The sequence below is a fragment of the Anabaena sp. EIM26 genome (genome assembly GCF_057568715.1).
In genome coordinates this window covers 5854645-5881518 of the sequence record NZ_CM172472.1, presented here as the reverse complement: position 1 = coordinate 5881518, position 26874 = coordinate 5854645, and the positions used below count along the sequence as shown (strand labels likewise).

Sequence of the window (26874 nt, the reverse complement as noted above, 5' to 3'; positions counted from 1 at the left end):
GCCTAGGGGTAATTCATGAATTACCCCTACTTCCGTTCTGTTTTGCGTAAGTCCTGACTAGATAATTCGCAATTGACTGGGGTTACTAACAATTTAAGGGGATATAGATATCTTCAGAACTGGGGTTAAGATAAGGACGCTGGACATCAATTAGATGCTGGGCAAAATGTTGATCAATTATCCGCATTCTTTCCTCAATGGCATTTTTACCCTTATCCCAGGCTTCTAATAAAGCATTAGCAACGATTTGACAACGATTCATGCCAAAGCTCTCCTGTGCGGCAAATTTTTGGCTTGGTTCTTCTGCTAAACTGAGTCCTGGGGCTAAAAACTTGGTAAATAAGGGAATTTCTGGCTGAAAATAACATTGATGCTGTTTGTAAACAGGCTGAAGAATTTTATGAATTGCTGGATAATCTTGCCTTTGAAAGTGAAGTATACCAGCATCATAGCGCCCATAAGCTGAAGGGTTATAAAGAACTTCAAAACTAAAAGGGATGTTAGCGGTGTTTAGTTGTTGGGTGAGGCTATCCATGAGAGCGATCGCACCCGATGGGGTAAAATTAAAATAAATTCGCCCTACTTCCACATTAGTCTTTGGTGTATCCTGGTGTTCCTGTCCTAGATTACTAACTGCCACATAACAGCCATTTTGCAAGCGATTTTTAGGCATCCAAATAGCAATTAACTCACCTGGTTTGACTGACTTTTTACTAGATTGAAGATAGCATTCTGGCTCAACATACAATGTTAAACCATTTTTAGTTACTGCCATACTGCTATCAGGTTCTAGTCGCAAAACTTCCCAATTAGGATCATAATGACCATGACCATGATTTTTTTCGTGTAATTGCTCGTAAAAGTCCCAATCAATTCCGACACTAGAGCTTTGATCTAAAGTTTTTTGGGGTGAGTAATTCCCATTCTCACTATTTACTGCTAAAACAGTTTGAAGCGAACCATTATAATAAATACCATGCAGAAAGTTACGTAGTAGTAGAGACAGGTATTTATGTTGTAAATCTTGTGAATTTTGTTGAAATCTGTTTGCTACTGTAGCTGGTAAAGCGAAAGGTTGATAATCAGGATGTTGAATACAAAAATTCGGCTCAATTTGGATATTGGTGGCAATATCAAATAAAGAATTCAAGATTTGATTGGTAGAATTATCTAACATTAATAAATTTGCACCTCCATATTTAAAATACTAACTAAAATACTAACTAAAATACTAACTAAAATACTAACAACCTTGTAGGCGGGTTTTTTCGTAATAAATCCGTAGTAGTTGCTTTTCTTTTTCAGGTTTGGCTATGTCGTTTAATCCGCTGACAGACTGGAGAATCTCTGTTTCTGAACTTCCAAAAATAGTTAACACAGCTTGCTCAGGCATAGTTAAAAGACTTTTAGCTACTTCGAGCATACAAAGGTGACTATTATCAAAGTATTTATGGCACGAAATTATGTTTTGAATTTGATGAGTTAGTGCCAAACCGGTAAACTGAATGACGCGGATTACAAAGTCTCGACGGTATTCCAAAATCATTGGAAACGCATGGAGATAAGCGCGGAGTAAAGCCGAGATTGAAGGTTGAATAACCTCTAATGGTATCATTGCTAAATTTAGAGATTCTTCTAATTCTAAACTGGGATCTACTACCAAACTAGAAAGCCAAATGTTGACATAACTGGCTAATACAGTTCCCAAATCAAAAGCTGGATCTCCCCAAGCACAAGCTTCCCAATCAATGAATTTTACTAAGCAATTATCTAGTTGTTGCCAACGGGAATGAACCAAAATATTGTTTAACTGTAAATCATTGTGAGTTAAGCAACAAGGTTTCCATTCATAGGACAAATCAGCAATTGCTGATTCTAAACTTTCGTAGCGCTGATAGAGAGTGTGAAATTTTAGTGCTTCAGTGGGTATATTGCCAAAAATATCTTGATTAATTGAACCTATTCCTTGAGCAGGGTTGTAAAAGTTATAGCGAAACTGTCCTTGGGGAGCAGTATCCATGAAATCACGATATTCTCGTCGTTGGCAAGTGGAACTGTGTAAACTCGCTAATGTATTACCAATAGCGGTGGCAATTTCTGTAGTAAAAATACTGTTATTTTTGTAAAATTTACCCAGTTCCATATATTCACTTAGGTAACTACGGACAAGGATAGAATTATCTTCATCAAAATGTAGCAATGATGATGATATTGCCGCAATATTGCCAAGAACTGGAAACTGCTGAAGTAGTTGGTGAAACAACCATTCATTAAAAAAATCATGGGGGCTGCTACCACAATTCTGGCGATTTTCTTGTTTAACCAGTAATTTACGATTATCTGCTAAACTCACCAGTAAATTCCGATTATTGCTGCCACTTTCTGGTAACTCAGATTCATATAATATGCCATCTCCTGAGCTACACAGACCTGCATTTTGCAGATACTGGATAACATTTTGAGAAGACAGTGATAATATCATGTATTCTTTTCCTAGTTTCTTAAATTGCTGAGATAATTACTGAGGTCAAGGTTGATTTAGCCTTAGCAGTATTCGGTAGATAGCAACAAGAGTGCAAACATTAATAACGATTGCTACTATATAGTGATATCTTATTTATGTTAGTAAAACCTGCCAAAATGGCAAAATACGCTTTATTTTTCCTTTAAAGTATACTGAGAACTCCATACAATCTTTACATTATTGAGAATAATAACTCTAGTATATATAGAGTTATGTAGTTAAAGCTTGTTGATAGCAAAAATTACTAGCTAATCAATAATTGCTAGATGATGTTGTTTGCACTCAATAAGTTATTTATCGTATCGGCTCAATATGTTATAAAAATAACGTGGTTGATTTATGATATAAATGTACTAATGAAATCACTGGTTTCAAGAAGGTGGATATGCTTACTTAAGCACTCATACAGTTATCAACCAAAAATTTGATTCACCATTACTGCTAATGCCAGCATACCAAAAATAATCATCAATCCCGCAGGCATAAATTTACGTGTTTTTGCAAATCTAAAAGCAAATAATAATACTAGAACAGCGGTAATTGCAGTTGCTAAAGTTAAACCCCAGGTTTGCCCCTGAAGCTGGTAATAACCAGCAAAAATCAGCAATAAACCGCTAATACTACCACTGAGTAAAGAAATCTTGCTCTTAACTTGAATATAGCCAATGATTCCACCTACTAGTGCTAAAACGCCATAACCAAAAGTGGCAACTATACCTAAATTCATTGTTACAACCTATGTAGATTTGGATTTTACTTTCCTGATCAGCAGACAATTACAGTTGATTAATGGATAATCAAGCGATGTCTACGCCAAATACTTCGTCCTATACCCAAGTTCAATTCCTGCAACGCCAAGCTGCGTCTCTTTTACTGTACCAATCTGTCTTGAAAGGCGAAGTAGCGATCGCATTTCTTGATCTGTTGCAAGCTATAAGATACACTGATGCCGACGGGCGCGACTGTCTCCAAGCTTACGGTAATTATTTTCAAGCTTTGGCTGCCAGCAAACAAACCTGGGAAGAATACTTAATTAGTCAAATTCTAATCGCTGACAATCCTTTTACCAGACTAGCTCAACAACGAGATTTTACTGATTTACCACCGGCTTTAGTCGCAGCAGCCCGTCACGATTTACAAATATTACAAAATTTACATGAATGTAACAGCGCTATTTTAAGCGAATGGGTACAAGTTGTTGCTCATTTACCAGTTTCCCCGGTGGTGTGGTATCAAGAACCAGAAAAAGTAAAAATTGATACTGATTTAGTTACCTCTATTTCACAGTTGGACGTTTGGGCTGATGCTATAGAAGATTTAGCAGCTTATTATCAACAACATGGAACTGGTCTATTTGCAGAATATCGGGCTTTTAGCTGGCAAAACGGACATTTTGTGGCTATCCCTTATCCTGACCCCGTGCAGCTAAATACACTGGTAGGTTATGAGTGGCAAAAAGATACTCTGTTAAAAAATACAAAATTTTTATTGTCAGGGCAACCAGCACTGCACGTATTACTTTACGGTAGTCGTGGTTCTGGCAAGTCTTCTTTAGTCAAATCCCTTTTAAATGAATATAGTCATCACAACCTGCGCTTAATAGAAGTGGCAAAGTCAGAATTGCAAGATTTACCAAAAATTGTCGAACAATTACGGGGAGTCCCGCAGAAATTTATTATTTTTGTAGATGATCTTTCCTTTGAAGAAGAAGATGATGCCTTTAAATCGCTAAAAGTAGTTTTAGAAGGTAGTTTAACCGCTAGACCCCAAAATATCGTTGTTTATGCTACCTCAAACCGTCGTCACCTCATTCGTGAGTATTTTAGTGATAGACCGACTCCCAAGGATAACGAGGAAGTCCATGCTTGGGATACAATGCAGGAAAAGCTGTCCTTTAGCGATCGCTTTGGTTTAACATTAACCTTTGAAGCAGCAGATCAAAAAACATATTTAAACATTGTCAACCATTTAGCAGTACAAGTTGGTATTAATCTTAATCAAGAAGACTTAGAATATAAAGCTTTACAATGGGCAACTCGCCATAATGGTCGTTCTGGCAGAACAGCACAACAGTTTATTGACTTCTTGAAAGCAGACTTAGCTTTGCTTAATGAAAATAATAACAGACTATAATTAACTTACCTCATAACTTTTTTATCCCTTAATAGAATCACAGTCTTATATTCAAAACATTGTGAACAATAATGACATTAATAACTACTAACTCCAACAACTTTAATACGCCCAAAACAAGCAAAATGCACTCAGCAATAATCAGCAATAGATTGATTTTGGGCATATCTGCCTTTAGTGTAAGTTTTGGCTTAAGTCTCGTCCCCAATTGGGATTTTAACAAAGCTTTTTTTACAGCTTTAATCACCGTCTTAGCTACCTATTCAGCCGCACTATTTGTTGATAAACGTCGTAGAAATCATGAAATGTTAATTTTAAGTTCTCTCCATAAACGAATCAGAGAACTTGAAGGACTAAAGTATCGAATTGTCAGAGAAATAAAACAAATAGATGAACATCGTAACATTCTCTACACAGAATCACAGCATCTACAAAATCAAATAGCAGAAAGCCGCAATCAAAGAGATATAATCCATAGAGAACTAGGTAATTTTGCTGGACAAAAAAAACAATTAGAATCAGAAATTAATATTCTCCAAAATGAAATTCATCATCTACAAAGTAGCACGGAAGAACTTAATCAAACCTGCTCCCATCTCGCAGCCGAAAAACGTCGTTTAGAACTAAACTCTAATGTATCGCGTTCAGAACTTACCCAACTGCAAACTCAAATTGAAGCCTACAAACAAGAAAAACAGGAAATAGAAAGTAATTTAACCCTCGTAAATAGACTTAAACCCCAACTAGAAGAAAAGTTATATGAACTGCGAACAGAAATTCAAGAATTAGAACTTAAAATAGCCCAGCGAAATAACTTACTCATAGATACAACAACTGCCAGAGAAATAGTAGCCAATAATCTGGCTGATTTACAAACACAAACTCAAACACAACAGGCAGAAATCAATCAATTACAAAATCAAATTGCATTATTGCAAGATGAGCGAGACTTGTTGCAAAACCAAGTTTGGGAATTGCTTCAAAACATGGAAACACTCAATCCAGAAACATTATCTGAAAATACTCAAGAAGATGAAATTGAATTATTTCCTTTTGATGAATTACTAGAAACCATAGATTCTCAAACACAAACTTCAAATTTACCACCAGAATGGAGTCATTTTTTAGAAAATCTACCAACCTATGAAATCCAAGTATTAAAAGCCATAGTCGAAGAAGATAATCCGAAAGCCATTATTAAAAAAATTGCCGAAGAACATATCACAATGCCCAATCTATTAATTGATTCCATAAATGAAATCGCCAATAACACCCTGGGTGAACTAATTATCGAAACAGGTGAAGAAATTCCCGAAATTTATCAAGAACATCAGTTAAACGTCAAAAAAATGATAGCAATATATGAACAATTAATCACCAAATCAATATCACCTAATTAAATAACCTTCTTCATAAAAATCAACTACATGACAAAGCTTAAAATCTCTAAAAAAATATCTACTGCTTTAATTAATTCTCTAGAGTCGCAGTAGTCCCCAGAGTAGGAATTGAGCATATAGCAGTAGGCCGAGAAAAAGAACTCAATAGCCTATTACAAAATCTCAACGATATTGCCGAAGGTGTAGCCGCATTTCGATTTATAATTGGTAACTACGGTGCCGGTAAAAGTTTCATGCTACAGATGATTCGTAACCGCGCCATGGAGCAAGGATTTGTAGTTGCTGATGCTGATTTATCCTCTGAACGTAGACTAGCAGGAAGTCACAATGAAGGTTTAGCAACCTATCGAGAATTGATGAGTCGTCTAGCTACAAAAACCCGTCCTGATGGTGGTGCATTAGTTTCTATTTTGGAAGGATGGATTAATAAAATTCAGCAAGAAGTAGCTAAAGAAACGGGAATGCGTCCCAATGATGAAGGATTTGACGAGCAAGTAGAAACAAAAATTCGGGAAGTAGTTCACTACATTGAAGACTTAGTTCACGGCTTTGATTTTGGCAGCGTAATTGTTGCTTATTGGCGTAGTTATCGTTTAGATGATGATGATTTAAAAAATGCCTCTCTGCGCTGGTTACGGGGGGAATTTAACACCAAAACCGAAGCTAAAGCAGCTTTAGGAGTGCGCGTCATTATTGATGATGATAATTGGTTTGATTATATTAAATTATTAGCTAAATTTGTAGCTGAAATAGGTTATAAAGGACTTTTTATTTTAGTAGATGAAGCTGTCAACTTATATCAAATCTCCACTACAGTTACTCGTGAGAAAAACTATAACAGACTTTTAGCCATGTTTAACGATACCATGCAATGTAAAGCTGAAAATCTTGGTATTATCATCGGTGGAACAACCAAATTTTTAGAAGACCCAAATCGAGGACTATTTGCAGACCAAGCTTGGCGCAGACGCACAAAAGAAAGTCGATTTGTTACCCAAGCTAATGTACAAGAATATTTAGGGCCAGTTATTCGTCTCAATCCTTTAACTGAAACAGAAATACTCACCCTTTTACAACGCTTAACAGAAATTCATGCTCTTAATTTTGGATATGAAAAAAACTTGACAAATCGTGAATTAAAAGAATTTATCCAAGAAATTATCACTCGCTTAGGTGCAGAAGCATTATTGACACCAGGAGAAATTATTAGAGATTTTATTAGTGTGTTAAATGTTCTCTATCAAAACCCAGAAGTTAAGTTTACTGAATTGATTCATGGCTCTAATTTTAAACCCACTGCTGCTGGTAAAGATAGTAATTTAAATGATGATGCAGCCGAATTCAGTTTGTAACTACTTACGTTTTTTTTCATTGAACCGCAGAGACGCAGAGAACGCGGAGGAAGAGAAAGATGAGAATCTATTCTAGGACTTACACATTGATAAAATCTATCAAAAATAGATTATGGATTTTCTCTCTTGTAGGGTGTGGTTCGGCAAGCTCACCAACCACGTCAGACCCGATAATTTAGCATACAACAGGTTTTCTCTATCTGACGCACCGCACTAATATGCGATTCCAAAAGCCTGAAACTAGGCAATTTCGTGCATACGTATCATGTGAAGTTTTTACAGTGTGTATTTTGCAGGTGCATCAGATATCATCAATATGTTGATAATAACCAATTTATATATCTGACGCACCCTACAAAGCTTACTCTTTAGTTATTGGTAAGCCTAGCCAATCACTAAGTTCTTGGGCTAACCAATCAAGCTCTAAAGTACTAACAGAAAAAATATTATTTTCACCAGTTTGAATTTTATATTTCCGCATTCCTGCCCAAATAATTAAACAAGGTTGAGGTTTATCTTTATAAAAAGTATTAGTTTTTTCTATACGCACTATATATTTTTTGAGGCTGGGAAGTGGATAATAACGCTCAATACCAAATAATTCGTAACATGAATAAATTTGCTTTCTATTGATATAAAGTTTTTTAGTTCCAAAAAAACAGATAAACACAATCAGAAATAATATTAATAGACTAAGCGGAATCAGCAAAGGCGACATAGCTCTAAATATAGGCATAATCATTAAAAAAGAAAGTGATACAACTATCCCAAAATACCAAGAAAGTATCACCATAATTTTGGAAAATCCACCGACTGGAGGGATAGTGATTTCGATGAAATCAGCATTTTTATGCAAAGTAATTTTACTCCTAAAAGGCTGTTCCAAAACTGAATTAGATGCCTTTACTGGAGTTAGAGCTTTAACTCTAGGTATTTCTAAAATTTGTAAAGCCTGTTCAGCAGAAGCTAAACGTCTACTCGTCATAGGTTGGGTCATCTTCCGCAACCAACTACTAAAACCAGGACTAATATTGGCTGCTCCTTCAAATTTAATTACTAAGTCTTGTTGGGGTAAATCTGCTGGATGTTGACCTGTGATTAAATAAATTAAAGTTGCACCTAAAGCATAAAGGTCAGAAGCAGGAGTAGCTTTACCACTAAATTGCTCAGGTGGCATATATCCATAACTACCAACAACAGTCATAGTACTATTGCTTCTCACAATAGTCTGTACTGAACCAAAGTCAACTAAATAAACATCACCGACGCTATTCCCAGAACGATTTGTTAATAGTATGTTACTGGGTTTAATGTCACGATGAATTACTGGCGGTTGACGACCATGTAAATATTTCAGAATATCTAGTATCGCTTTTGCTATTTGCTTGACTTCTTCTTCACTGAAACTACGTCCTGCTTTGAGTTGTGTTTCTAAAGATTCAGCAGGAATATAGCTTTGTACAAGTGCAAATCCTTTGTAGTCGGGTGTATTTAACTCAAAGTAATCTAGGTAACTGGGAATTGCTGGGTGAGAAATGGCTTTCAGGGTTTCCGCTTCCCGTTCAAACAGCTTCAAGTCGTGCCATTGAAACTCATCATCAAAGGTCAGTAGTTTAACTACTACCAGTTCTTGGGTTTGCAAGTCACGAGTCAGCAGCGTCCTGCGTCCTGCTTTTTTACCCAATTGCTGCTGAACTTCGTAACGTTCCAATAGCGTCTCTTTGGCAAAATCACCTAAATCTTGATTTGTCATTTTGCTAATTTCACAACTTCGTTACTTTTATAACTTGACTCCCTGTTACTACAGTACTGTAAGCTTACTTAAACCAGCAACTAACATGAAACAGATTATTCTGTAGTTATTCAATTGATCTATGAGCAATAGCATATTTTCTAGACTCGCACCCTTCATTCAAGAATATATTTATCTTCACAACTGGACAGAATTGCGACCAGTACAAATGGCTGCTTGTGAAGTTATATTTAAAACTGATGCTCATTTGCTGGTTGCGGCTGCTACTGCTGCGGGAAAAACTGAAGCAGCATTTTTACCAATTTTAACTTTATTACATGAAAACCCAGCTACTACCATAGGTGTATTGTATATTAGTCCCATCAAAGCTTTAATTAATGATCAATTTGAACGCCTCAATGATTTATTAAAAACCGCAGATATATCTGTATGTTCTTGGCATGGTGATGTTGCTCAAAGTCGCAAAAATAAACTTTTAAATAATCCCCAAGGTATTCTGCAAATTACACCAGAATCCTTGGAAAGCCTGTTAATTAACAAAAACAATGAACTAATTAGATTATTTGCTGATTTACGTTTTATCATCATTGACGAAATTCACGCTTTTATGGGTTCAGAACGCGGGTTTCAAATTATTTGTCAATTACAGCGGTTAGGAAAAATCACTAAAAAAGAACCCCGTCGTATTGGTTTATCAGCAACGCTTGGCGATTACTCTATGGCTGAAGAATGGTTACAATTAGGAACACGTCATCCAGTCATAACTCCAAATATTGAAGCAGGTAAACGCCAAATCAAATTAGCTGTAGAACACTTTTTTAGTGAGAAAGAATCTGAGGAAGAATCAGCATATGAACAATATATTTTTAATCTCACTAAATCTCATAAATGTCTAATATTTGCTAACAACCGTACCCAAACAGAATCTATTATTTCTTCTTTGCGTCAAATAGCTAAAAAAGAAGCATTTCCAGATATATATCATGTTCATCATGGCAGTATTTCCGCCAGCTTAAGACAATCTGCTGAAAATGCCATGCGTGAACCAAATACTCCGGCTGTGACTGCTGCAACTTTGACTCTAGAACTAGGTATAGATATTGGTTATTTGGAAAGAGTGATCCAGTTAGAATCACCGTTGTCTGTTGCTAGTTTTTTGCAACGATTAGGAAGAAGTGGCAGAAGGGGAGAGTCTGCGGATATGCGTTTTGTTTGTGCAGAAGAAAAACCATTAGCAGAAGCTACATTACCAGAACAAATTCCTTGGCAACTTTTACAGTGTATTGCTATTATTCAACTTTATTTAGAAGAACGTTGGCTAGAACCAATTCAGCAGATTAAATATCCTTTAAGTTTACTTTATCACCAAACAATGAGCATTTTAGTAGCAACGGGAGAACTTTCCCCCGCAGCTTTGGCTCAACAAGTTTTTAATTTACCACCATTTACGCACATTTCTGAAACTGATTATAAGTTATTGCTACGTTATTTAATTGATATTAATCATATTCAAAAAACAGAACAGGGTAAATTAATTATCGGTTTAGCCGGAGAAAAGATAGTTAATAGATTTCAGTTTTATGCTGTGTTTCCTGATAACCAAGAATATATAGTAAAACAAGGTAAAACAGAAATCGGCAGTATTGTTATACCTCCTGCTGTTGGTAATCAATTTGCTTTAGCTGGCAGAAGTTGGGAAGTTATAGAAGTTGATTTTAAGAAAAAGGCTATTTTTGTGAAACCATCTGAAGGGAAAGCTACTATTTATTGGCGTGGTGGTAGCGGCAATATTCATACTAAAATTTTGCAAAGAATGCGTCAAGTTTTGCTAGAAGATGTAGAATATGGTTATCTACAAAAGAATGCACTACGACGTTTGCAGGAAGTTCGTAAACTGACGCGAAAGGCTGGATTAGATCAAAAAAATATTTTTTTATTAGAAAAAAATAAATGCTGTATTTTTCCTTGGATGGGTACTGTTGCTTACCGCACTTTAGAGAGATTGCTTAATTCTTGTTGTCGGGAATCGCTAGAAATTACTAGTATTGGGGGAATAAATCCCTATTATTTGACTTTGAAATTAGGCAAGGATAAATTCTCTGCTGTTTATCCAGAAATTGTTTCTTTGTGTGAGCAACGAATGACAACAGAAGATTTAGTTAGTCATGCGGAAGCACCAGAAATCAACAAGTATGACAAATTTATTCCGCACATACTTTTAAGAAAAGCTTTTGCTAATGATCATTTAGATATGGAAGAACTGAGGAAGCAAGTTTCTTTTTGGTAGAGGCTTACTCAATTACGTAATTTCTAGAAAAATTACCGTTTTGTTTTTTCACTGTTTCCACTCGACTTGAACAGGTTTAATTTCCTGTTTATTATATGCGGTGAGTTGAACTGATACATTCTCATTCGACCAGCGTATACCTTTAAGATGATACTTGTAGTTCTGACCGTATTGTGCGCGGGCTATTTCTACTGCTTTAGCTCCATCTGCACTATTTATTGTAAAGTGTCTAATCCCCGCCATGAGTACTACAAGTCCTATCCCCAATATGAATGCAGATTTAGGAATAGATGCAGAATGACCCGATCTCACACTTGCGGACACTACAGGTGCAGCACGCAGTTGTGTGTAGACCCAGACACAAAGGGCGATCGCTCCCATTGAAACTAGATACGGTACAAAAAGACCGACTGGATCAAGGTGAAATTCAGTTGTCCAGAGTTCTGCTGGCTTTGAAAAGGGAAGCAATATCAATATGTGGCTAATGTAGTTGGAACTTATGTAAGCAGCGCACCATGTAACGATAGTAACGGTATGCAGATCGCCCTTGAGGAGAAACACACCTGCCACTACAGATGGGATATGCAAGCTGGGTGAATAGCTTTTTGATTGTGATTCACAATAGAACACATAAGCAATATCCAGAACTCCAGCTAAGATCAGCACAATACCCACCCGGTTTAAAATAGCGCGATATTGGTACGTTTGTTTCAGTTTCATGGTTCACTGGTATTTCTATTTAGCGATCGCTCCAAATATGGCAATTCCCAAGCTCATGAAATACACCCCACCCGCGTTGTCGCCCTTTGGTAAGGGGAGGGTTGGGGAGGGGTAATTTTGTATCTAACTAGAGTGGGAAAAGCTATATCAATCCCAAAAAAGTAATTTTCGATTCAATCTTAACACTCATTCGTTTTATTACATCATAGTTGTGACAAGACCTTACGTGTTTTGTCAATGTCTCTATTGCAGTTTTCTATGTTCTTTCTCACAAACTATCCCAGATAAGCAAACCTTATCTATATCATCTAATATTTTTTGTCAAGTTCTATTGACACTTTGTAACAATCTTGTTAAATTAGTTTACATAAAGTAACAAACGAAGGAAAAAATATATTATGTATACCACCACCAATGAAGAAGGCATCCTTAATAACTACTCCAACGAGCCTAATCTTTACTACGCTGAATATCCTACAAAAGAGCAACAAAACCGCTACGCCTTCCAAGGTGCAGTAGCAATTTTATTTGTAACATCTATAGTTTTGATTGCATTGGGGGTTAGCTACTAAGATTTTTAGTTTCGGTATTGGTATCTAATCGTCATTTGGATTTCTCCTATCAGCCCCGGCAAGTTTCACCGGGGTTTTTTTTGTGGCTGAATTTGCGAACAACTGCAAGTTTTTTGATACTATGAATAATCCGACTCCTTTAATCGAGATTGGTATATGAGCAGAGGAACCCTGTTTGACAAAGTTTGGGACTTACACACCGTTGGTACACTTCCTTCAGGGCTGACGCAACTATTTATCGGGCTACACCTTATTCATGAAGTGACCAGTCCTCAAGCCTTTGCGATGCTGCGGGAGCGGGGTTTAAAAGTATTATTCCCAGAACGGACTATAGCGACAGTTGATCATATAGTCCCCACAGAAAATCAAGCCCGTCCCTTTGTGGATAGCTTGGCCGAAGAAATGATTCAAGCATTAGAAAAGAGTTGTCAAGAGAATGACATCACTTTTTACAATATTGGTTCAGGGAATCAAGGTATAGTTCACGTCATTGCGCCTGAATTAGGACTGACTCAACCGGGAATGACGATCGCTTGCGGAGACAGTCATACTTCTAGTCATGGAGCCTTTGGAGCGATCGCATTTGGGATCGGAACCAGCCAAGTGCGGGATGTTCTAGCTTCCCAAACCCTAGCCTTATCTAAATTAAAAGTCCGCAAAATAGAAGTTAACGGCAACCTCAAACCAGGTGTTTACGCCAAAGACGTAATTCTGCACATCATCCGCACCTTGGGAGTCAAAGGTGGTGTTGGCTACGCTTACGAATTTGCCGGCACAACCTTTGCACAAATGAACATGGAAGAACGGATGACCGTTTGCAACATGGCCATAGAAGGCGGTGCTAGATGTGGTTACGTCAATCCTGACCAAATTACCTACAATTATCTCCAAACTAGAGACTTTGCACCTACAGGTGCAGATTGGGATCAAGCCGTTACTTGGTGGGAATCTCTGCGTAGTGATACAGATTCTGAATATGATGATGTAGTAGTCTTCGATGCTGGGGAAATTTCCCCTACCGTTACCTGGGGAATTACTCCTGGTCAAGGTATCGGCGTAAATCAGAAAGTACCAACACCCGAAGAACTCCTAGAAGAAGATCGGTTTATCGCCGAAGAAGCTTATCGCTACATGGACTTATACCCCGGTCAACCTATCCAAGGGACAAAAATTGATGTTTGTTTTATTGGTAGTTGCACCAACGGCCGCATTAGCGACTTAAGAGAAGCAGCCAAAATAGCCCAAGGTCGCAAAGTAGCAGAAGGAGTAAAAGCCTTTGTTGTCCCCGGTTCTGAAAGAGTCAAAAAAGAAGCCGAAGCCGAAGGACTAGATAAAATCTTCCAAGCAGCCGGCTTTGAATGGCGAGAACCAGGATGTTCCATGTGCCTAGCCATGAACCCCGACAAACTCCAAGGAAGACAAATCAGCGCCTCCTCCTCCAACCGCAACTTCAAAGGCAGACAAGGTTCATCCTCCGGGCGCACCTTACTCATGAGTCCCGCAATGGTAGCCACAGCCGCTATTAAAGGCGAAATCGCCGACGTGCGCGACTTGTTGTAAAAACCTATCTTGTGGAATGAGGACAGGCTAGAAGCCCGTCCCACAAAAAACCTCTCAAAAACTTCATCCTCTGTGTCCTCCGCGTCTGAAGCGGTATGCCTTACGGCACGCTACGCGAACGTTTCTTCTTAAACTTATGGTAAGTGAAGTAAAACAAATATCTGGTAACGCTGTCCCCCTCATCGGTAACGACATTGATACAGACCGAATCATCCCCGCCCGCTACTTAAAAGCTGTCACATTTGACGGTTTAGGTACAGGCGTATTCATTGATGACCGGAAAGCCTTAAACGGTCAACACCCCTTTGACCAAACCCAGTACCAAGGGGCAAAAATACTAATAGTTAACCGGAATTTCGGCTGTGGTTCTTCACGGGAACACGCGCCCCAAGCCTTAGCTAAATGGGGAATAAAAGCCCTGATTGGCGAAAGCTTTGCGGAAATCTTCTTTGGTAATTGTGTCGCTATGGGCATACCTTGCGTTACGGCTGATGCAGCAACAGTTAAACAACTGCAAGATTTAGTAACAGCAAATTCTCAAACATCTGTTACCATAGATTTAGAAAATTTGCAAGTCAAAATTGGTGATTTTACGTCCCCAGTTGTAATGAATGAAGGGACGAGAAGCACCTTTGTTTCTGGTACTTGGGATGCTTGCGGTCAATTGGTAGAAAATGTTGAAAAAGTGCGGGCAACTGCGGCGAAATTGCCGTACATTGGTTGGCGTAAGTTAGCAGTAAAGTAAGTTATACTAAAAACGGTTTAAAATTGTCAGGACTTACGCAAAGTATCTCTCAAACCCTCTTTCCTTAGTTCCTTCGTGGTTCGTTTATTCCGTAAATCGTGCGTAAGTCCTAATTGTCATTCTGAACGAAGTGAAGAATCTCTGAGATACTTCCCTGCACTACGTTACGCTCAGTCTGACATAAGTTTAGGTTTAACCTGTTTGCAGTATAGTCAATTTAGTTTTTTCCCAATTCAAAGAGAATTTTTGTATGCTTAATGGCCCTTTGCATGAACAACCTCGTAACCAACGAGCTACCGTAATTCGTACAAGTCATGAATTTATTCTTCTGGAATGGCTGAAGTCTACTGGACGGTTAATACCTCGTGAACCAGCAGAAACAGGGAATCTTCGTGAGGTAGAAGAAATTTCTGAAATCATCGACCTTGATGATCTTCCCTATGATAATGATGATGATGACTCAGATGTAGAGTTAGAAGATTAGTGCAGAAAGGCAGATATCTGCCTTCTATCTTAGCAAATTAAAGGGTAGGCAGATGCCCACCCTAATGAATTATTCTCGTAAAATTGTTTTTGAGACGATTCTGGTTTTTTTGCGATCGCTCTCCGAGAGTTCTTCACCAGCTTGCAGACGTGTGGCGTTTGATTGCAACACGGTGGCTGCACCTGTATCTCCGATTTGCAAGGCAGTTTTAGCGGCTGTTTGCAGCATTGTCACCGCACCAGCGCGATCGCCTTGTTCCAATTTTGTCTCTGCTACCTGAGTTTGGCGATATTTAGCTAATACCAAAATCGACTGGATCACCTGGGGATTCACAGCAGGTTGATAAGCCTTAGTCACATTGGCATAGACAGGTAACAGAGGGGAAAGTAAACCTTCTTTATTTTCTGCTGGGTTATCGTAGCGAATTTGGATATGTCCAATCACTTGTTTGCCTTCTGGCAACTGTCCTAAATAAATATTCGTCAAAACTACCCGTTCTACATCTTTCATTAAATCTCCCAAGCGGACAATAAAACTACCATTAGCTTCGTTTTCCACTGATAACTCAATGGTTTCGGGGGCAACTTGGGCGATGGGTTTGAGTTCTGCGAGTCGGACACTAGGGACGAGGGACAGCAACAAATGGGCATTGGTTAATCCCACAGATTGAATTCGTTTAAACAAGCTGCCAAATTGGGCTACAGCTTGTTCTGGACGCTCAATATAAGCCAGACTACCACCACCTGCATCGGCAATCTTTTCGAGCAAATCCTGGTTCCATTCATTGCCAAATCCAAATGTGTTGATTGTCAGGTTGACTTTAGTTGCTTTTTGGGCAAGTTCCAAACAACGCTTGTGGTCATTGGGGCCAATTTCCCACTTCCAGATTTTTAGACCACCATCACCATGGCCATCTGTGAGCAGAAATGCTTGGGAAACAGCGCCTTTTGTGCCTTTGAGTAATTCGGTGATTCCCAAAGACAAGGCTTCAGCAATGACTGTACCTCCAGAAGCCTTGAGCTTATTCTTTAACTTAGCTTTGATGCTGTCGATATCTGAGACAATTTGGTTGGGGATAATGACCTCAGAAGTACCCGCAAAAGCGACAATAGAGATGCGATCGCCTGGCTTGAGTTGAGCTAACAATTGTTCCACTGCCTGAATTACCGTATCAATGGCTTCTCCATGCATAGAACCACTTTTATCCAAAATCAGGCATAAATTCAGCGGTAAACTTTGGTCAAGTTGATCAGCAATAGCCGAAATAGAAATGGCTAGTTGACGCTGGTTACTCAATAGAGCCGCATCAACATTAGTATCATTTAGTGCCGACAGTAATTGAACTTTCATTTAGGAGGAGCATCCTGCAACACAGTTTTTGAGACAATTCTGGTTTTTTTGCGATCGCTTTCTGATAACTCTTCCCCTGCTTGCAAGCGTGTGGCGTTGGTTTGCAATACCGTTGCACCACTGGCATCTCCCATTTGCAAAGCCGTTTTGGCAGCCGTTTGTAGCATTGTCGCTGCCCCAGCGCGATCACCCTGTTGTAATTTCGCTTCGGCCAACTGGGTTTGGCGATACTTGGCTAAAGCCAAAATAGACTGTTGCACTTCGGGATTGGCAGATGGTTGGTAAATTCGCTCTACATTTGCATATACTGGCATATTCAGAGAAAATAATCCGGTTTGGTTCTGGGCGGGGTCATCGTAGCGGACTTGCACATTAGCGATCGCCTGTTTACCTTCGGGCAACTGTCCCAAATAAATATTAGCCAAAATCACCCGTTCCACATCCTTCATTAAATCTCCCAAACGCACCAAAAAACGTCCATCAGCATCTGGTTGCACTGGTAATTCAATGGTATCCGGGGCAACTTGGGCAATGGGTTTAAGTTCCGCTAATCGCACATTTGGCATCAGTGAAAAGAGCAGATAAGCGTTAGTCAATCCCACTGTTTGCATCCGGGTGAACAAGCGACTGAACTTATCCATAGCTTGATCTGGTTGTTCAATATGTGACAAATTCCCCAGACCAGCATCAGCTATTTTTTCTAAAATATCCTGATTCCAATTGTCACCAAAACCCAATGTATTCAAAGTCAAATTATAGCTGGCTGCCAATTGGGCAAATTTCAAACAGCGATCGTTATCACCATGTTCATTTTCGCCATCAGTTAGCAAAAAGGCGTGGGAAACGGTTTCTTTTTTGCCTTTGGCTAATTCCTCAATCCCCAACCGCAAACCCTCATCAATCGCCGTCCCACCATCGGCAGACAAGCGATTAATTTGCTGTTTGATCTGTGTTCGATCTGTAATTACCTGATTAGGGACTAAAACTTTAGCACGGTGATCAAAAGCAACAATACTCAGACGATCATCAGCACTGAGTCGATCAACCAGCAAAGAAGCTGCTTTTTTGACAGTTTCGAGCGATGGACCCCGCATTGAACCACTATGATCGAGAATTAAGCATAAATTCAATGGCACACTGCGATCTAGAGTTTCGCCAATAGCAGAAATCGAAACCGCCAACTGACGTTGACTGCTGGCTTGATTCGCGTCTAAATTAGCATCATTTAGAGTAGGCTGCAAATTAACTTTCATAACCTAATTTTCCTATAGAGGACATATATCCATTTATAAATAACTTCAAAACAAAGCTTCTGCGCTACGGAAAACTACTTTTGAGGATTGACAAGGATCAGGGGGAAGCAAGGGGGAAATTTTATCTTTCTGTTCCCCATTACCCATTACCCAATTCAGAATATCCTAGAAATCTATCACTCTTAACCATTAGAGAGAAATCCACACCCTAATCGAGTTAGCATCACGCTAGGATGTATTACAGTTAACGGCATAGTTTCAGGCGATTCAGTTGCTATGGACATTTCCCCCATCAAGGCTGTGCAAGCCCCTTATTACGGCGATAATTTCTACCGGACACCACCGCCAGATTTACCTTCCCTGCTATTGAAGGAGCGAATTGTCTATCTGGGAATGCCACTGGTTCCTGCTGTCACGGAATTGATTGTTGCCGAATTGCTTTATTTACAATCCGACGATCCCGAAAAACCAATTAAAATCTACATCAACTCAACCGGCACCTCTGGTTACAGTGGCGAACCTATCGGTTTTGAAACCGAAGCCTTCGCTATCTATGACACCATGAAATACATCAAGCCCCCCATCCACACCATCTGCATCGGTTCGGCAATGGGCATGGCTGCAATGCTGTTGAGTGCTGGTACAAAAGGTTGTCGTGCTAGTTTGCCCAACTCCAATATTATCCTGCATCAGCCTAAGAGCTACGCCCAAGGCCAAGCAACGGATATTCAAATTCGAGCTAAGGAAGTTTTGGCAAACAAAGCATCAATGCTGGATATTCTCTCCCATACTACCGGACAGGCAGTAGCAAAAATCTCCAAGGACATGGATCGTCTTTTCTACATGACTCCTTACCAAGCGAAGGAGTACGGTTTGATTGACCGCGTGTTTGAGAAAGAAGAACTCGCCAATCCCCCACTCCCTGCAAGTGTGCTTTAAGAAGGTGACAGGTTACAGGTGACAGGTTACAGAAAGAAGGCAAAAGGCAAGAGTCAAGAGGCAAAAGTTTATTTTCCCTATTTCCTATTTCCTATTTCCTATTCCCTATTCCCTATTCCCTATTCCCTTAACTAATTACAAACGGAGTAACGAAAATGCCTATAGGCGTTCCTAAGGTTCCTTACCGGATGCCCGGAGGACAGTATACAGACTGGATTAGTATTTACGATCGCCTTTCCAGGGAGAGAATCATTTTTCTGGGAAGAGATGTTGATGACGAAATCGCTAACCAAATTATTGCCATCATGCTTTATTTGGATTCAGATGATCCAGGTAAGGATATTTTCTTATACATCAATTCCCCAGGTGGCATGGTAACATCTGGTTTGGCAATTTATGATACCATGCAACACATTAAATCTGATGTTGTCACTATTTGCGTTGGGTTAGCTGCTTCAATGGGTTCTTTCCTGTTAGCTGCTGGAACTAAGGGCAAACGCATGGCTCTACCTCACTCCCGGATTATGATTCACCAACCTTCCGGTGGTACTCGTGGTCAAGCATCTGATATCGAAATTGAAGCTAGAGAAATTATCCGCATTCGTCACCAGTTAAATCAAATTTATGTTGATAACACTGGTCAAACTTTAGCCAAAATTGAAAAGGACATGGATCGTGATTTTTTCATGTCTGCTCAAGAAGCTAAGGAATACGGCTTAATTGACCGTGTGATTGAAGAACGCCCGTAGAGGGAAGCAGGGGGCAGAGGAGAAAGTTTTCCCCCCTGCGCCCTGCTCCTTGTCCTCTTCCCAGTCCCCAATCCCCAAAAACTGTCAGTTTTGAACTTTAAACTATAAATTTAGTTTTTATTATTTAGATTTAGGCTTTAATGCTAATAACTAAAATAAATTATTTGCTCACTGATAGCTCAAGATGGACCTTGGAGATTGCTACCGTTTATTGGGACTAAGGTCGGGAGCCTCTTTTGCTGAAATTAAGTCGTCTTACCGCCGACTGGTGCAGCAATATCACCCCGATACTAACCCAGATGATGAAAAGTCTAAAGATAAATTTATTGCTTTGACGGAGGCTTATAGATTCCTGCAAACGGTAATACCACCAGAGGAAATAGCCTCAAAATCCAGTAGTTCATCAACTTCTGTACGTAGTTATGTTGAGGTGGAATCCCAGGAGTCAGCAGCAGCAACAACTGTGATGCCCCACCCACCTACTTTAGAGGATATAGAACAACGCTTAAAGTGGAAAACTTATGAGCAGTTGCAGCGGTTTTTGCAAGCAAGACGTTTTCCTCAAGCGATCGCTCTTGTGGAAGCTCTAGCTGCTAGATTACCACTAGATATAGAAGTGCGCCAATGGCAAGCGATCGCTTATCAAATCTGGGGAAGGGCTTTAATTTCCGAAAAACAACTTCCGAAAGCGAGAATTTATCTAAAAAAGGCTTTAAAGACAGATCCTCACAATAAAGCTCTGTTAAGTGAAGTCCAGCAAGATTTTCAGCGTTTGGGGATTAAATTTTAATCCTTGTTTTGGCAAAATAAGGGAGATGATTGGGGTTTTACAATTTATTTATTTGGTGAGAGGGGATACCAATGCTGAAAAAAGTTGAACTCAGCTTGCATTTAAGGTTCTTCAGTACCTAATATGCAAAATCTAGGCAAAAAATCCCAGAAACCTTAATTTGTATAAGAAATGATGCAGAATTTTTAACATTATTGCAAAATATTGTCTCTTTCCCCTTGTTTAGACCCTGTTAAGAGTTCCCTCTTATCGACTGGTAATTTAGCATAACAAGTACCTTAGAGCCGCATTTAATTTCTTCTAATAAATAATGAAATGAATTAGGGTGTAGAAAAATTGTATGTCGAAATCTGCAATTACCGTAACCGTTAAGTTGTTCGCTGCCTATCAAGAAGCTTATGGTGTGAGTGAACTAGTTCTAGATTTTCCTAATGGTACGCCAGTAAAGGCGGTGTGCGATCGCTTTATTACTGAACACCCAGAACTCTCACAATGGCGTGATGTTACCCGATTTGGGATTAATTTAATCTTTGTGGAACCAGACACCCTGCTAGAAGATAGTGATGAAGTTGTCCTCATTCCTCCCGTTAGCGGTGGCTGAAACAATTTTAGATTTTGGATTTTGGATTGTAGAACCTGTCTCCGTCTCCAGCGGTGGCCTTCTTGACGAGCATAAATCGATTTGTTGTTTTACCCTTTATCAAACTATATCCGACAAAAATAGTCGGGTATGTTTGACGTGTATTTTAGGGCGTGCTAGAGTAATCCAAAGTTGACGGATATACGGGGACAGGTAGTTTATGACTCAGGCAATTGCAAACCTAAACCAAGCAAACACATCTATACTGCAAGCCTTGAAGTGTAAGGAATGCGGAGCAGAATATGAACTCAAAGCTAGTCATGTTTGTGAATTGTGCTTTGGTCCGCTAGAAGTCAAATACGACTACGATGCTTTACGTCTTTCCGTCAGCCGAGAAAAAATCCAAGCTGGGCCAAATTCAATTTGGCGCTACCGTCAATTTTTGCCTGTCGCTACTGATAATGTTATAGATGTGGGAACGGGGATGACTCCCTTAGTGCGATCGCACCGTCTTGCCCGTCGCCTGGGTTTAAATAAACTTTATATTAAAAATGATGCCGTCAATATGCCCACCCTAAGCTTCAAAGATCGGGTGGTGTCAGTTGCACTTAGCAGAGCTAGAGAATTAGGTTTTACTACAGTTTCTTGTGCCAGTACAGGCAACTTAGCAAATTCCACAGCAGCGATCGCAGCCCATGCCGGTTTAGACTGTTGTGTATTCATCCCTTCCGACTTAGAAGCAGGTAAAATCCTCGGTAGCTTAATTTACAGCCCAACCCTCATGGCTGTAAAAGGTAATTACGATCAAGTAAATCGTCTCTGCTCAGAAGTTGCTAACACACACGGTTGGGGTTTTGTGAATATTAATTTACGCCCTTATTATTCCGAAGGTTCCAAAACATTAGGCTTTGAAGTAGCAGAACAACTAGGCTGGGAACTACCAGATCATATAGTTGCTCCCCTAGCCTCTGGTTCTCTATTCACCAAGATTTACAAAGGTTTCAAAGAATTTACAGAAGTCGGCTTAGTAGAAGGTAAAAACGTCCGTTTCAGCGGCGCTCAAGCAGAAGGTTGCTCCCCCATTGCTAAAGCCTTCAAAGAAGGACGCGACTTTATCCAGCCAGTCAAACCAAACACAATTGCTAAATCAATTGCTATTGGTAATCCAGCTGATGGAGTTTATGCTGTAGAAATAGCTCAAAAAACAGGCGGTAACATTGAATCAGTCAATGATGCAGAAATAATCGAAGGCATGAAGCTACTGGCAGAAACAGAAGGTATCTTCACCGAAACAGCCGGTGGTACAACCGTTGCAGTACTAAAAAAATTAGTAGAAGCTGGCAAAATTGATCCAGATGAAACTACAGTTGTTTACATCACCGGCAATGGCTTGAAAACCCAAGAAGCAATTCAAGGCTATGTTGGTGAACCTTTAACCATTGATGCCAAACTTGATAGTTTTGAACGGGCTTTAGAAAGATCCCGGACACTTGATCGCTTAGAATGGCAACAAGTCCTCGTTTAATCATTGGTCATTAAAGTTGCAAAAAATGACGATTGATCAATCATAGTAGGGGTTTACCAATTTTAAACCCCTAAACACTAACCACTGAAAATTAAAGTTGAAATTATGGCTGTAACTGTTTTAGTTCCTACTGCTCTGCAAAAATTTACAAATAATCAAGCTACCCTAGAATGCAAAGGCAGCAACATCACCGAATTATTTGAGTCCTTAGAAGAAAGCTGTCCTGGTATCAAATCACGTTTGTGCGACGAAACTGGTAAGCCAAGACGGTTCTTGAATTTGTACGTCAACAGCGAAGACATCCGCTTTTTAGAAGGTACAGAAACATCTTTAAAAGATGGTGATGAAGTCAGCATCGTTCCCGCTGTTGCAGGTGGTTGAGCTATCTGTAAATCAAACCTCCCCCAGTTTGTGGGGAGTGTATAATTTGATTATCCTCAGTTGTCGCTGCCATTGACAACAATCAATTTTTTAACCAGTTTTTATTCAAATACTTATCATAAATACAATCAAGCATAGCGATACTCACAGCGAGTAAAAGCATACCTGTTGAGAGTGTAGCCATCGCACCTTATTTAATCAAAATTAGTTCAGACTATCCGAGCGTGAAATGTAAATAGTTGTAGCCATGCTCTAGTATGTCAAAATGGAAATAACTGACTATTCCAAGGTGAGCGATCGCTTGTGACAGTAAGCTCCATGCGATCGCTCTAAAAGCTAGACTAAAGGATTAACCTGAGCAATGGCAGAAGAAACCAATCAAAATCAAGCGGGAGAGGTAGCTTCCAATGCTGCTGCAACCCCACCAGAAAAACCCCCAGCAGCAGCTAAAGCTCCCAAAAAGGAAAAACCACCTGCTGTAGAAGACAAACCTTTTGAGGAGTTTATCCAGCAAGAATACTTACCAGCTTTGCAAAAGGCAATTGTTGCAGAAGGAGTCCCAGATGTAGAGCTAAGTTTTGCCAAGCAGAAATATCCCATCACTGGCTTTAACTCAGCCGAAGAATGCTGGCAAATTATCGGCAGTTGGCAAGAAGGACAGCGCCAATTTAACGTCTACTTCCCCGATGCAGATATTCAAGGTAAAAAAGGCTTTTCCTGTAACGAAGGGAAAAAACCTAGTACCCTTGAATCATTCTTAATTGATGAGCGCAAAATTACCCTGGATTTATTGGTATCCCGCTTAGTCTACCGTTTAAATGGTCAAAAATGGCTAGGTAGAAATTAATCATTGGTCATTGGTCATTGGTTTTGGATAATTGACCAATTATTCCTTGATGGTACAAGTCCCCGGATTTATCTGTGGAATCAATCCAAAATCCAAAATCCAAAATCGAATGACTGTTCCCTATTAACTTGACAATTCATAGAAATGGTAAGTAACGGCTCCAGTAATGGGGTCGTTGTCTATTCTTACATAACCTGATTGCAGCATTTCTGTGAGAACCTTTTCCACTTCAGCAAAGCTGGCTCCCGTTGCCTTCACCCCTTGAGTCACAGTTAAATTACCACCCTTGATTTCTGCGGCCTCAAGCAGTTGAACCATCAGTTGATTACCAGTGGGGCGGTAAACTTGGGAATTAACTACTGCTTGATTGAGTGGTAAACCCAAAGGTGATAAACCTGCTTGGAGCCTGAGTTTTTGTTCATATTCGTCAACCATTCCCGGAATCAGCACTAGATCCACTAACTGGCCTACATAAAAAAAACCAAACGTTAATAGCCACAAAACACCAGTAGCTATTTTGCCATTATACAAACGGTGTAATCCTGCTATTCCTAAAAACCCACCTGCACACAAGGCATAAGAGATTAGAAGACGGTCTTTGTTCCGAGGTTCTTGTGCATTCATCTTGTTCTCAATCCCGTGAATTAGCTCTTGTTGTTTGAGCTTTTTAGTTCCTGCTTACACACACACTGGGCATTCTGCCAAAGCCTAAATACTTTAGCTGACTACCAGTTTTCAACCCCTCATTCCGTAACAACTAAAGTTTTGTTGCAACTCTTAATGTTTTATTTGCCATTTTCCCGGCTACACCTTGGTAAACTGAATTTTATACATAATGTAATTATTGTCCTTAGCTGCACCTTCTTGTGAGAGCATAAGCTTTGGCTTTCTGGTGTACTCAAACATAAGAAAAACATTCATGGCAGTCAAAACATGGTAGATTCTCTAAAAAAACCAGGCTTTGAGGAAATGCGTCCTGGGGTTAAAGTCCCCTCAAAAGAAAGCCTCTTAACACCCCGCTTTTACACAACAGATTTTGATGAAATGGCGCGGATGGACATTTCCGTCAACGAAGACGAGTTAAGAGCCATCCTAGAAGAATTTCGCATTGATTACAACCGCCATCACTTTGTCAGAGATGGGGAGTTTGAGCAATCCTGGGATCACATTGATGGGGAAACTCGCCAATTGTTCGTGGAATTTCTCGAACGCTCCTGTACAGCAGAGTTTTCCGGCTTTTTGCTCTACAAAGAACTCGGTCGTCGCTTGAAGGATAAAAGCCCTCTATTAGCTGAGTGCTTTAACTTGATGTCACGGGATGAAGCGCGTCATGCTGGTTTTCTAAACAAAGCTATGTCAGACTTTAATCTGTCCCTAGATTTAGGTTTTCTGACTAAGAGTCGCAGTTATACCTTCTTTAAACCCAAATTCATCTTCTACGCTACTTATCTTTCTGAGAAGATTGGTTATTGGCGCTATATCACCATTTATCGCCATTTAGAACAACATCCTGAAGACCGGATTTACCCAATTTTCCGCTTCTTTGAAAATTGGTGTCAGGATGAAAATCGCCACGGCGATTTCTTTGATGCCGTTATGAGAGCGCAGCCACAAATGCTGAATGACTGGAGAGCCAAGCTATGGAGTCGGTTCTTCCTGTTGTCAGTGTTTGCGACAATGTATCTTAATGACATCCAACGCAAAGATTTTTATGCTTCTCTGGGCTTAGATGCCAGAGAATATGACATCCATGTGATCAAGAAGACCAATGAAACGGCAGGTAGAGTCTTCCCACTCATGCTAGATGTAGACAATCCAGAGTTTTATCAGCGTTTGGATGTTTGTGTCAAAAATAACGAAAAATTGACAGCAATTGCCAACTCTAATACACCCAAATTCTTGCAATTCTTCCAAAAAGCGCCAATTTACCTTTCTCATGGTTGGCAGTTATTAAACCTATACCTGATGAAACCCATTGATGCGGTTTCTGCTCACGGTCAAGCTCGCTAATTTAGCTTAGGTTTAGAAAAATTTTGGTGGTTCTGTTATCTACAGAGCCACTTTTTTTGTTTTAATCAATATATTTAGGGAGTGTATAAACTAATGCTCAATTCAATATATGCCTATGGATACTCCAGTCTTGCTTATATACTCTATAATTCTGGCGACTATCAAGGAGCTATTGAAAATTATAGTCAGGCAATTTTACTAAATTCAGAGGATTTGACATCATATATTAGTCGTGGTGTGGCTCGTTCACTGACAAAGGATTACCAAAATGCAATTGAAGACTTTAATGAAACAATCCGGCTGAGTCCTCAATATGCTCAAGCTTATGCTGAACGTGGTGTTGCTCGTGCAGCAATAGGTGACAATGAAACTGCAATTGAAGATTGTCATCGTGCAATTCAATTAAATCCGCAATATGTACGAGCCTATTTTGGACGAGGTGCAGCGCGTTTTTACTCTGGTAACTTTCAAGGTGCGCTAGAAGACTTCAGTTTGATAGCCAGCATGGAACGTTCTGCTATTTCTTACTACAATTTGGGCATTCTGCAATATTCTCAGGGTATTAATAGCCAAGCCATTAAGCACTTAACCAAGGCTCTTGATGTAGATCCTAATTTAACGGCTGCTTACTATGTGCGGGGTAATGCGTGTTATGACTTAGGAGATGAGCAAGGTGCATTTGCAGATTTTGCTGAAGCAAAGCACATTGAATCAGTGGGTGCAGGTGAAAGATATTCTGAGGATGAATTTGCTTTCTACGCAAGAGGTTTGGCTCACCATCGCTTAGGAAATCGAGAGGAAGCGATCGCTGATCTCCAAGAATCAACCCAAATTGCGTTAAAGCATCAAAACACAATATTTCACCAAAAGGTGATCAACTTCATGAACGAAATTCAGTCTTAAGTAAGCTAATTTATGTA

At 39.6% G+C, this 26874-nt stretch carries 24 protein-coding genes and 1 pseudogene; 17 read left to right on the top strand and 8 right to left on the bottom strand.

Translation table 11 applies throughout. The features are described 5' to 3' along the window. Positions 1–85: 85 nt before the first annotated feature. From AC012T_RS25555 to AC012T_RS25545, 3 genes are all read right to left on the bottom strand, one after another. Positions 86–1177 (bottom strand): T3SS effector HopA1 family protein, encoded by a 1092-nt coding sequence (locus tag AC012T_RS25555; RefSeq protein ID WP_487061972.1) that lies wholly within the window; start codon positions 1175–1177, stop codon positions 86–88. 66 nt (positions 1178–1243) lie between these two features. Further along, positions 1244–2482, bottom strand: a complete 1239-nt coding sequence (locus AC012T_RS25550) for a phosphotransferase (RefSeq protein ID WP_487061970.1) — start codon at positions 2480–2482, stop codon at positions 1244–1246. Between the two features lie 454 nt (positions 2483–2936). Next, positions 2937–3251, bottom strand: a complete 315-nt coding sequence (locus AC012T_RS25545; protein ID WP_487061968.1) for a TMEM14 family protein — start codon at positions 3249–3251, stop codon at positions 2937–2939. A gap of 77 nt (positions 3252–3328) precedes the next feature. Between AC012T_RS25545 and AC012T_RS25540 the strand changes: the two genes are divergently transcribed. From AC012T_RS25540 to AC012T_RS25530, 3 genes and pseudogenes are all read left to right on the top strand, one after another. Then, positions 3329–4657, top strand: a complete 1329-nt coding sequence (locus AC012T_RS25540) for an ATP-binding protein (protein ID WP_487061966.1) — start codon at positions 3329–3331, stop codon at positions 4655–4657. A gap of 71 nt (positions 4658–4728) precedes the next feature. Next, entirely contained in the window at positions 4729–6057 is a 1329-nt protein-coding gene (locus tag AC012T_RS25535) for a tellurite resistance TerB C-terminal domain-containing protein (RefSeq protein ID WP_487061964.1), read from the top strand. Positions 6058–6084: 27 nt separating this feature from the next. Then, positions 6085–7409, top strand: a pseudogene (locus AC012T_RS25530) (ATP-binding protein). 361 nt (positions 7410–7770) lie between these two features. Here AC012T_RS25530 and AC012T_RS25525 read toward each other — a convergent pair. Further along, positions 7771–9162 (bottom strand): serine/threonine protein kinase, encoded by a 1392-nt coding sequence (locus AC012T_RS25525; RefSeq protein ID WP_487061962.1) that lies wholly within the window; start codon positions 9160–9162, stop codon positions 7771–7773. 121 nt (positions 9163–9283) lie between these two features. On the opposite strand from AC012T_RS25525, the gene AC012T_RS25520 reads away from it, so the two are divergent. Then, a complete protein-coding gene (locus tag AC012T_RS25520; protein WP_487061960.1) occupies positions 9284–11449 on the top strand; it encodes a DEAD/DEAH box helicase in 2166 nt (721 codons plus the stop codon). A 48-nt stretch (positions 11450–11497) separates the two neighbouring features. Here AC012T_RS25520 and AC012T_RS25515 read toward each other — a convergent pair whose 3' ends face one another. Further along, positions 11498–12169: a hypothetical protein gene (locus AC012T_RS25515; RefSeq protein ID WP_487061958.1), complete on the bottom strand. Its 672-nt coding sequence runs from the start codon at positions 12167–12169 to the stop codon at positions 11498–11500. Between the two features lie 398 nt (positions 12170–12567). On the opposite strand from AC012T_RS25515, the gene psb34 reads away from it, so the two are divergent. The 4 genes from psb34 to AC012T_RS25495 all read left to right on the top strand — a co-directional run bounded on the left by psb34 (position 12568) and on the right by AC012T_RS25495 (position 15530). Next, positions 12568–12741, top strand: a complete 174-nt coding sequence (psb34, locus tag AC012T_RS25510; protein ID WP_487061956.1) for a photosystem II assembly protein Psb34 — start codon at positions 12568–12570, stop codon at positions 12739–12741. 156 nt (positions 12742–12897) lie between these two features. After that, entirely contained in the window at positions 12898–14301 is a 1404-nt protein-coding gene (leuC, locus tag AC012T_RS25505) for a 3-isopropylmalate dehydratase large subunit (RefSeq protein ID WP_487061954.1), read from the top strand. A gap of 136 nt (positions 14302–14437) precedes the next feature. Continuing rightward, positions 14438–15046, top strand: coding sequence for a 3-isopropylmalate dehydratase small subunit (gene leuD, locus AC012T_RS25500; RefSeq protein ID WP_487061952.1), 609 nt, complete (start codon positions 14438–14440; stop codon positions 15044–15046). Between the two features lie 250 nt (positions 15047–15296). Further along, on the top strand, positions 15297–15530 hold the full coding sequence (locus tag AC012T_RS25495; RefSeq protein ID WP_323313047.1) for a DUF3134 domain-containing protein: 234 nt from the start codon (positions 15297–15299) through the stop codon (positions 15528–15530). Positions 15531–15599: 69 nt separating this feature from the next. On the opposite strand, the gene AC012T_RS25490 is transcribed toward AC012T_RS25495, so the two are convergent. Together AC012T_RS25490 and AC012T_RS25485 are read right to left on the bottom strand one after the other, a co-directional pair. Beyond that, positions 15600–16880 (bottom strand): vWA domain-containing protein, encoded by a 1281-nt coding sequence (locus tag AC012T_RS25490; protein WP_487061950.1) that lies wholly within the window; start codon positions 16878–16880, stop codon positions 15600–15602. Continuing rightward, entirely contained in the window at positions 16877–18133 is a 1257-nt protein-coding gene (locus AC012T_RS25485) for a vWA domain-containing protein (protein WP_487061948.1), read from the bottom strand. Before AC012T_RS25485 ends, AC012T_RS25490 begins: the two co-directional genes overlap by 4 nt. Before the next feature lie 276 nt (positions 18134–18409). Between AC012T_RS25485 and AC012T_RS25480 the strand changes: the two genes are divergently transcribed. The 7 genes from AC012T_RS25480 (at position 18410) to AC012T_RS25450 (ending at position 23944) form a co-directional block, all read left to right on the top strand. Then, a complete protein-coding gene (locus AC012T_RS25480; RefSeq protein ID WP_487061946.1) occupies positions 18410–19072 on the top strand; it encodes an ATP-dependent Clp protease proteolytic subunit in 663 nt (220 codons plus the stop codon). 155 nt (positions 19073–19227) lie between these two features. Beyond that, on the top strand, positions 19228–19821 hold the full coding sequence (locus AC012T_RS25475; protein ID WP_015217292.1) for an ATP-dependent Clp protease proteolytic subunit: 594 nt from the start codon (positions 19228–19230) through the stop codon (positions 19819–19821). A 184-nt stretch (positions 19822–20005) separates the two neighbouring features. Continuing rightward, entirely contained in the window at positions 20006–20611 is a 606-nt protein-coding gene (locus AC012T_RS25470; protein WP_487061943.1) for a J domain-containing protein, read from the top strand. Between the two features lie 340 nt (positions 20612–20951). Beyond that, positions 20952–21212 carry a MoaD/ThiS family protein gene (locus AC012T_RS25465; protein ID WP_487061941.1) on the top strand — a complete coding sequence of 87 codons (261 nt, stop codon included), beginning with the start codon at positions 20952–20954 and terminating at the stop codon, positions 21210–21212. 199 nt (positions 21213–21411) lie between these two features. Then, a complete protein-coding gene (gene thrC, locus AC012T_RS25460; protein WP_487061939.1) occupies positions 21412–22716 on the top strand; it encodes a threonine synthase in 1305 nt (434 codons plus the stop codon). A gap of 105 nt (positions 22717–22821) precedes the next feature. Next, the gene (locus AC012T_RS25455; protein WP_487061937.1) at positions 22822–23097 is read left to right on the top strand and encodes a MoaD/ThiS family protein; all 276 of its coding nucleotides are present in this window, start codon (positions 22822–22824) and stop codon (positions 23095–23097) included. A gap of 361 nt (positions 23098–23458) precedes the next feature. Then, a complete protein-coding gene (locus AC012T_RS25450) occupies positions 23459–23944 on the top strand; it encodes a DUF2996 domain-containing protein (RefSeq protein ID WP_487061935.1) in 486 nt (161 codons plus the stop codon). A 123-nt stretch (positions 23945–24067) separates the two neighbouring features. Here AC012T_RS25450 and AC012T_RS25445 read toward each other — a convergent pair whose 3' ends face one another. Further along, a complete protein-coding gene (locus AC012T_RS25445) occupies positions 24068–24568 on the bottom strand; it encodes a TM2 domain-containing protein (protein WP_487061933.1) in 501 nt (166 codons plus the stop codon). 309 nt (positions 24569–24877) lie between these two features. Here AC012T_RS25445 and acsF point away from each other — a divergent pair, with 309 nt between their 5' ends. Beyond that, positions 24878–25954, top strand: a complete 1077-nt coding sequence (acsF, locus tag AC012T_RS25440; RefSeq protein WP_487061931.1) for a magnesium-protoporphyrin IX monomethyl ester (oxidative) cyclase — start codon at positions 24878–24880, stop codon at positions 25952–25954. Positions 25955–26047: 93 nt separating this feature from the next. Beyond that, the gene (locus tag AC012T_RS25435; RefSeq protein ID WP_487061929.1) at positions 26048–26857 is read left to right on the top strand and encodes a tetratricopeptide repeat protein; all 810 of its coding nucleotides are present in this window, start codon (positions 26048–26050) and stop codon (positions 26855–26857) included. Positions 26858–26874: the final 17 nt, after the last annotated feature.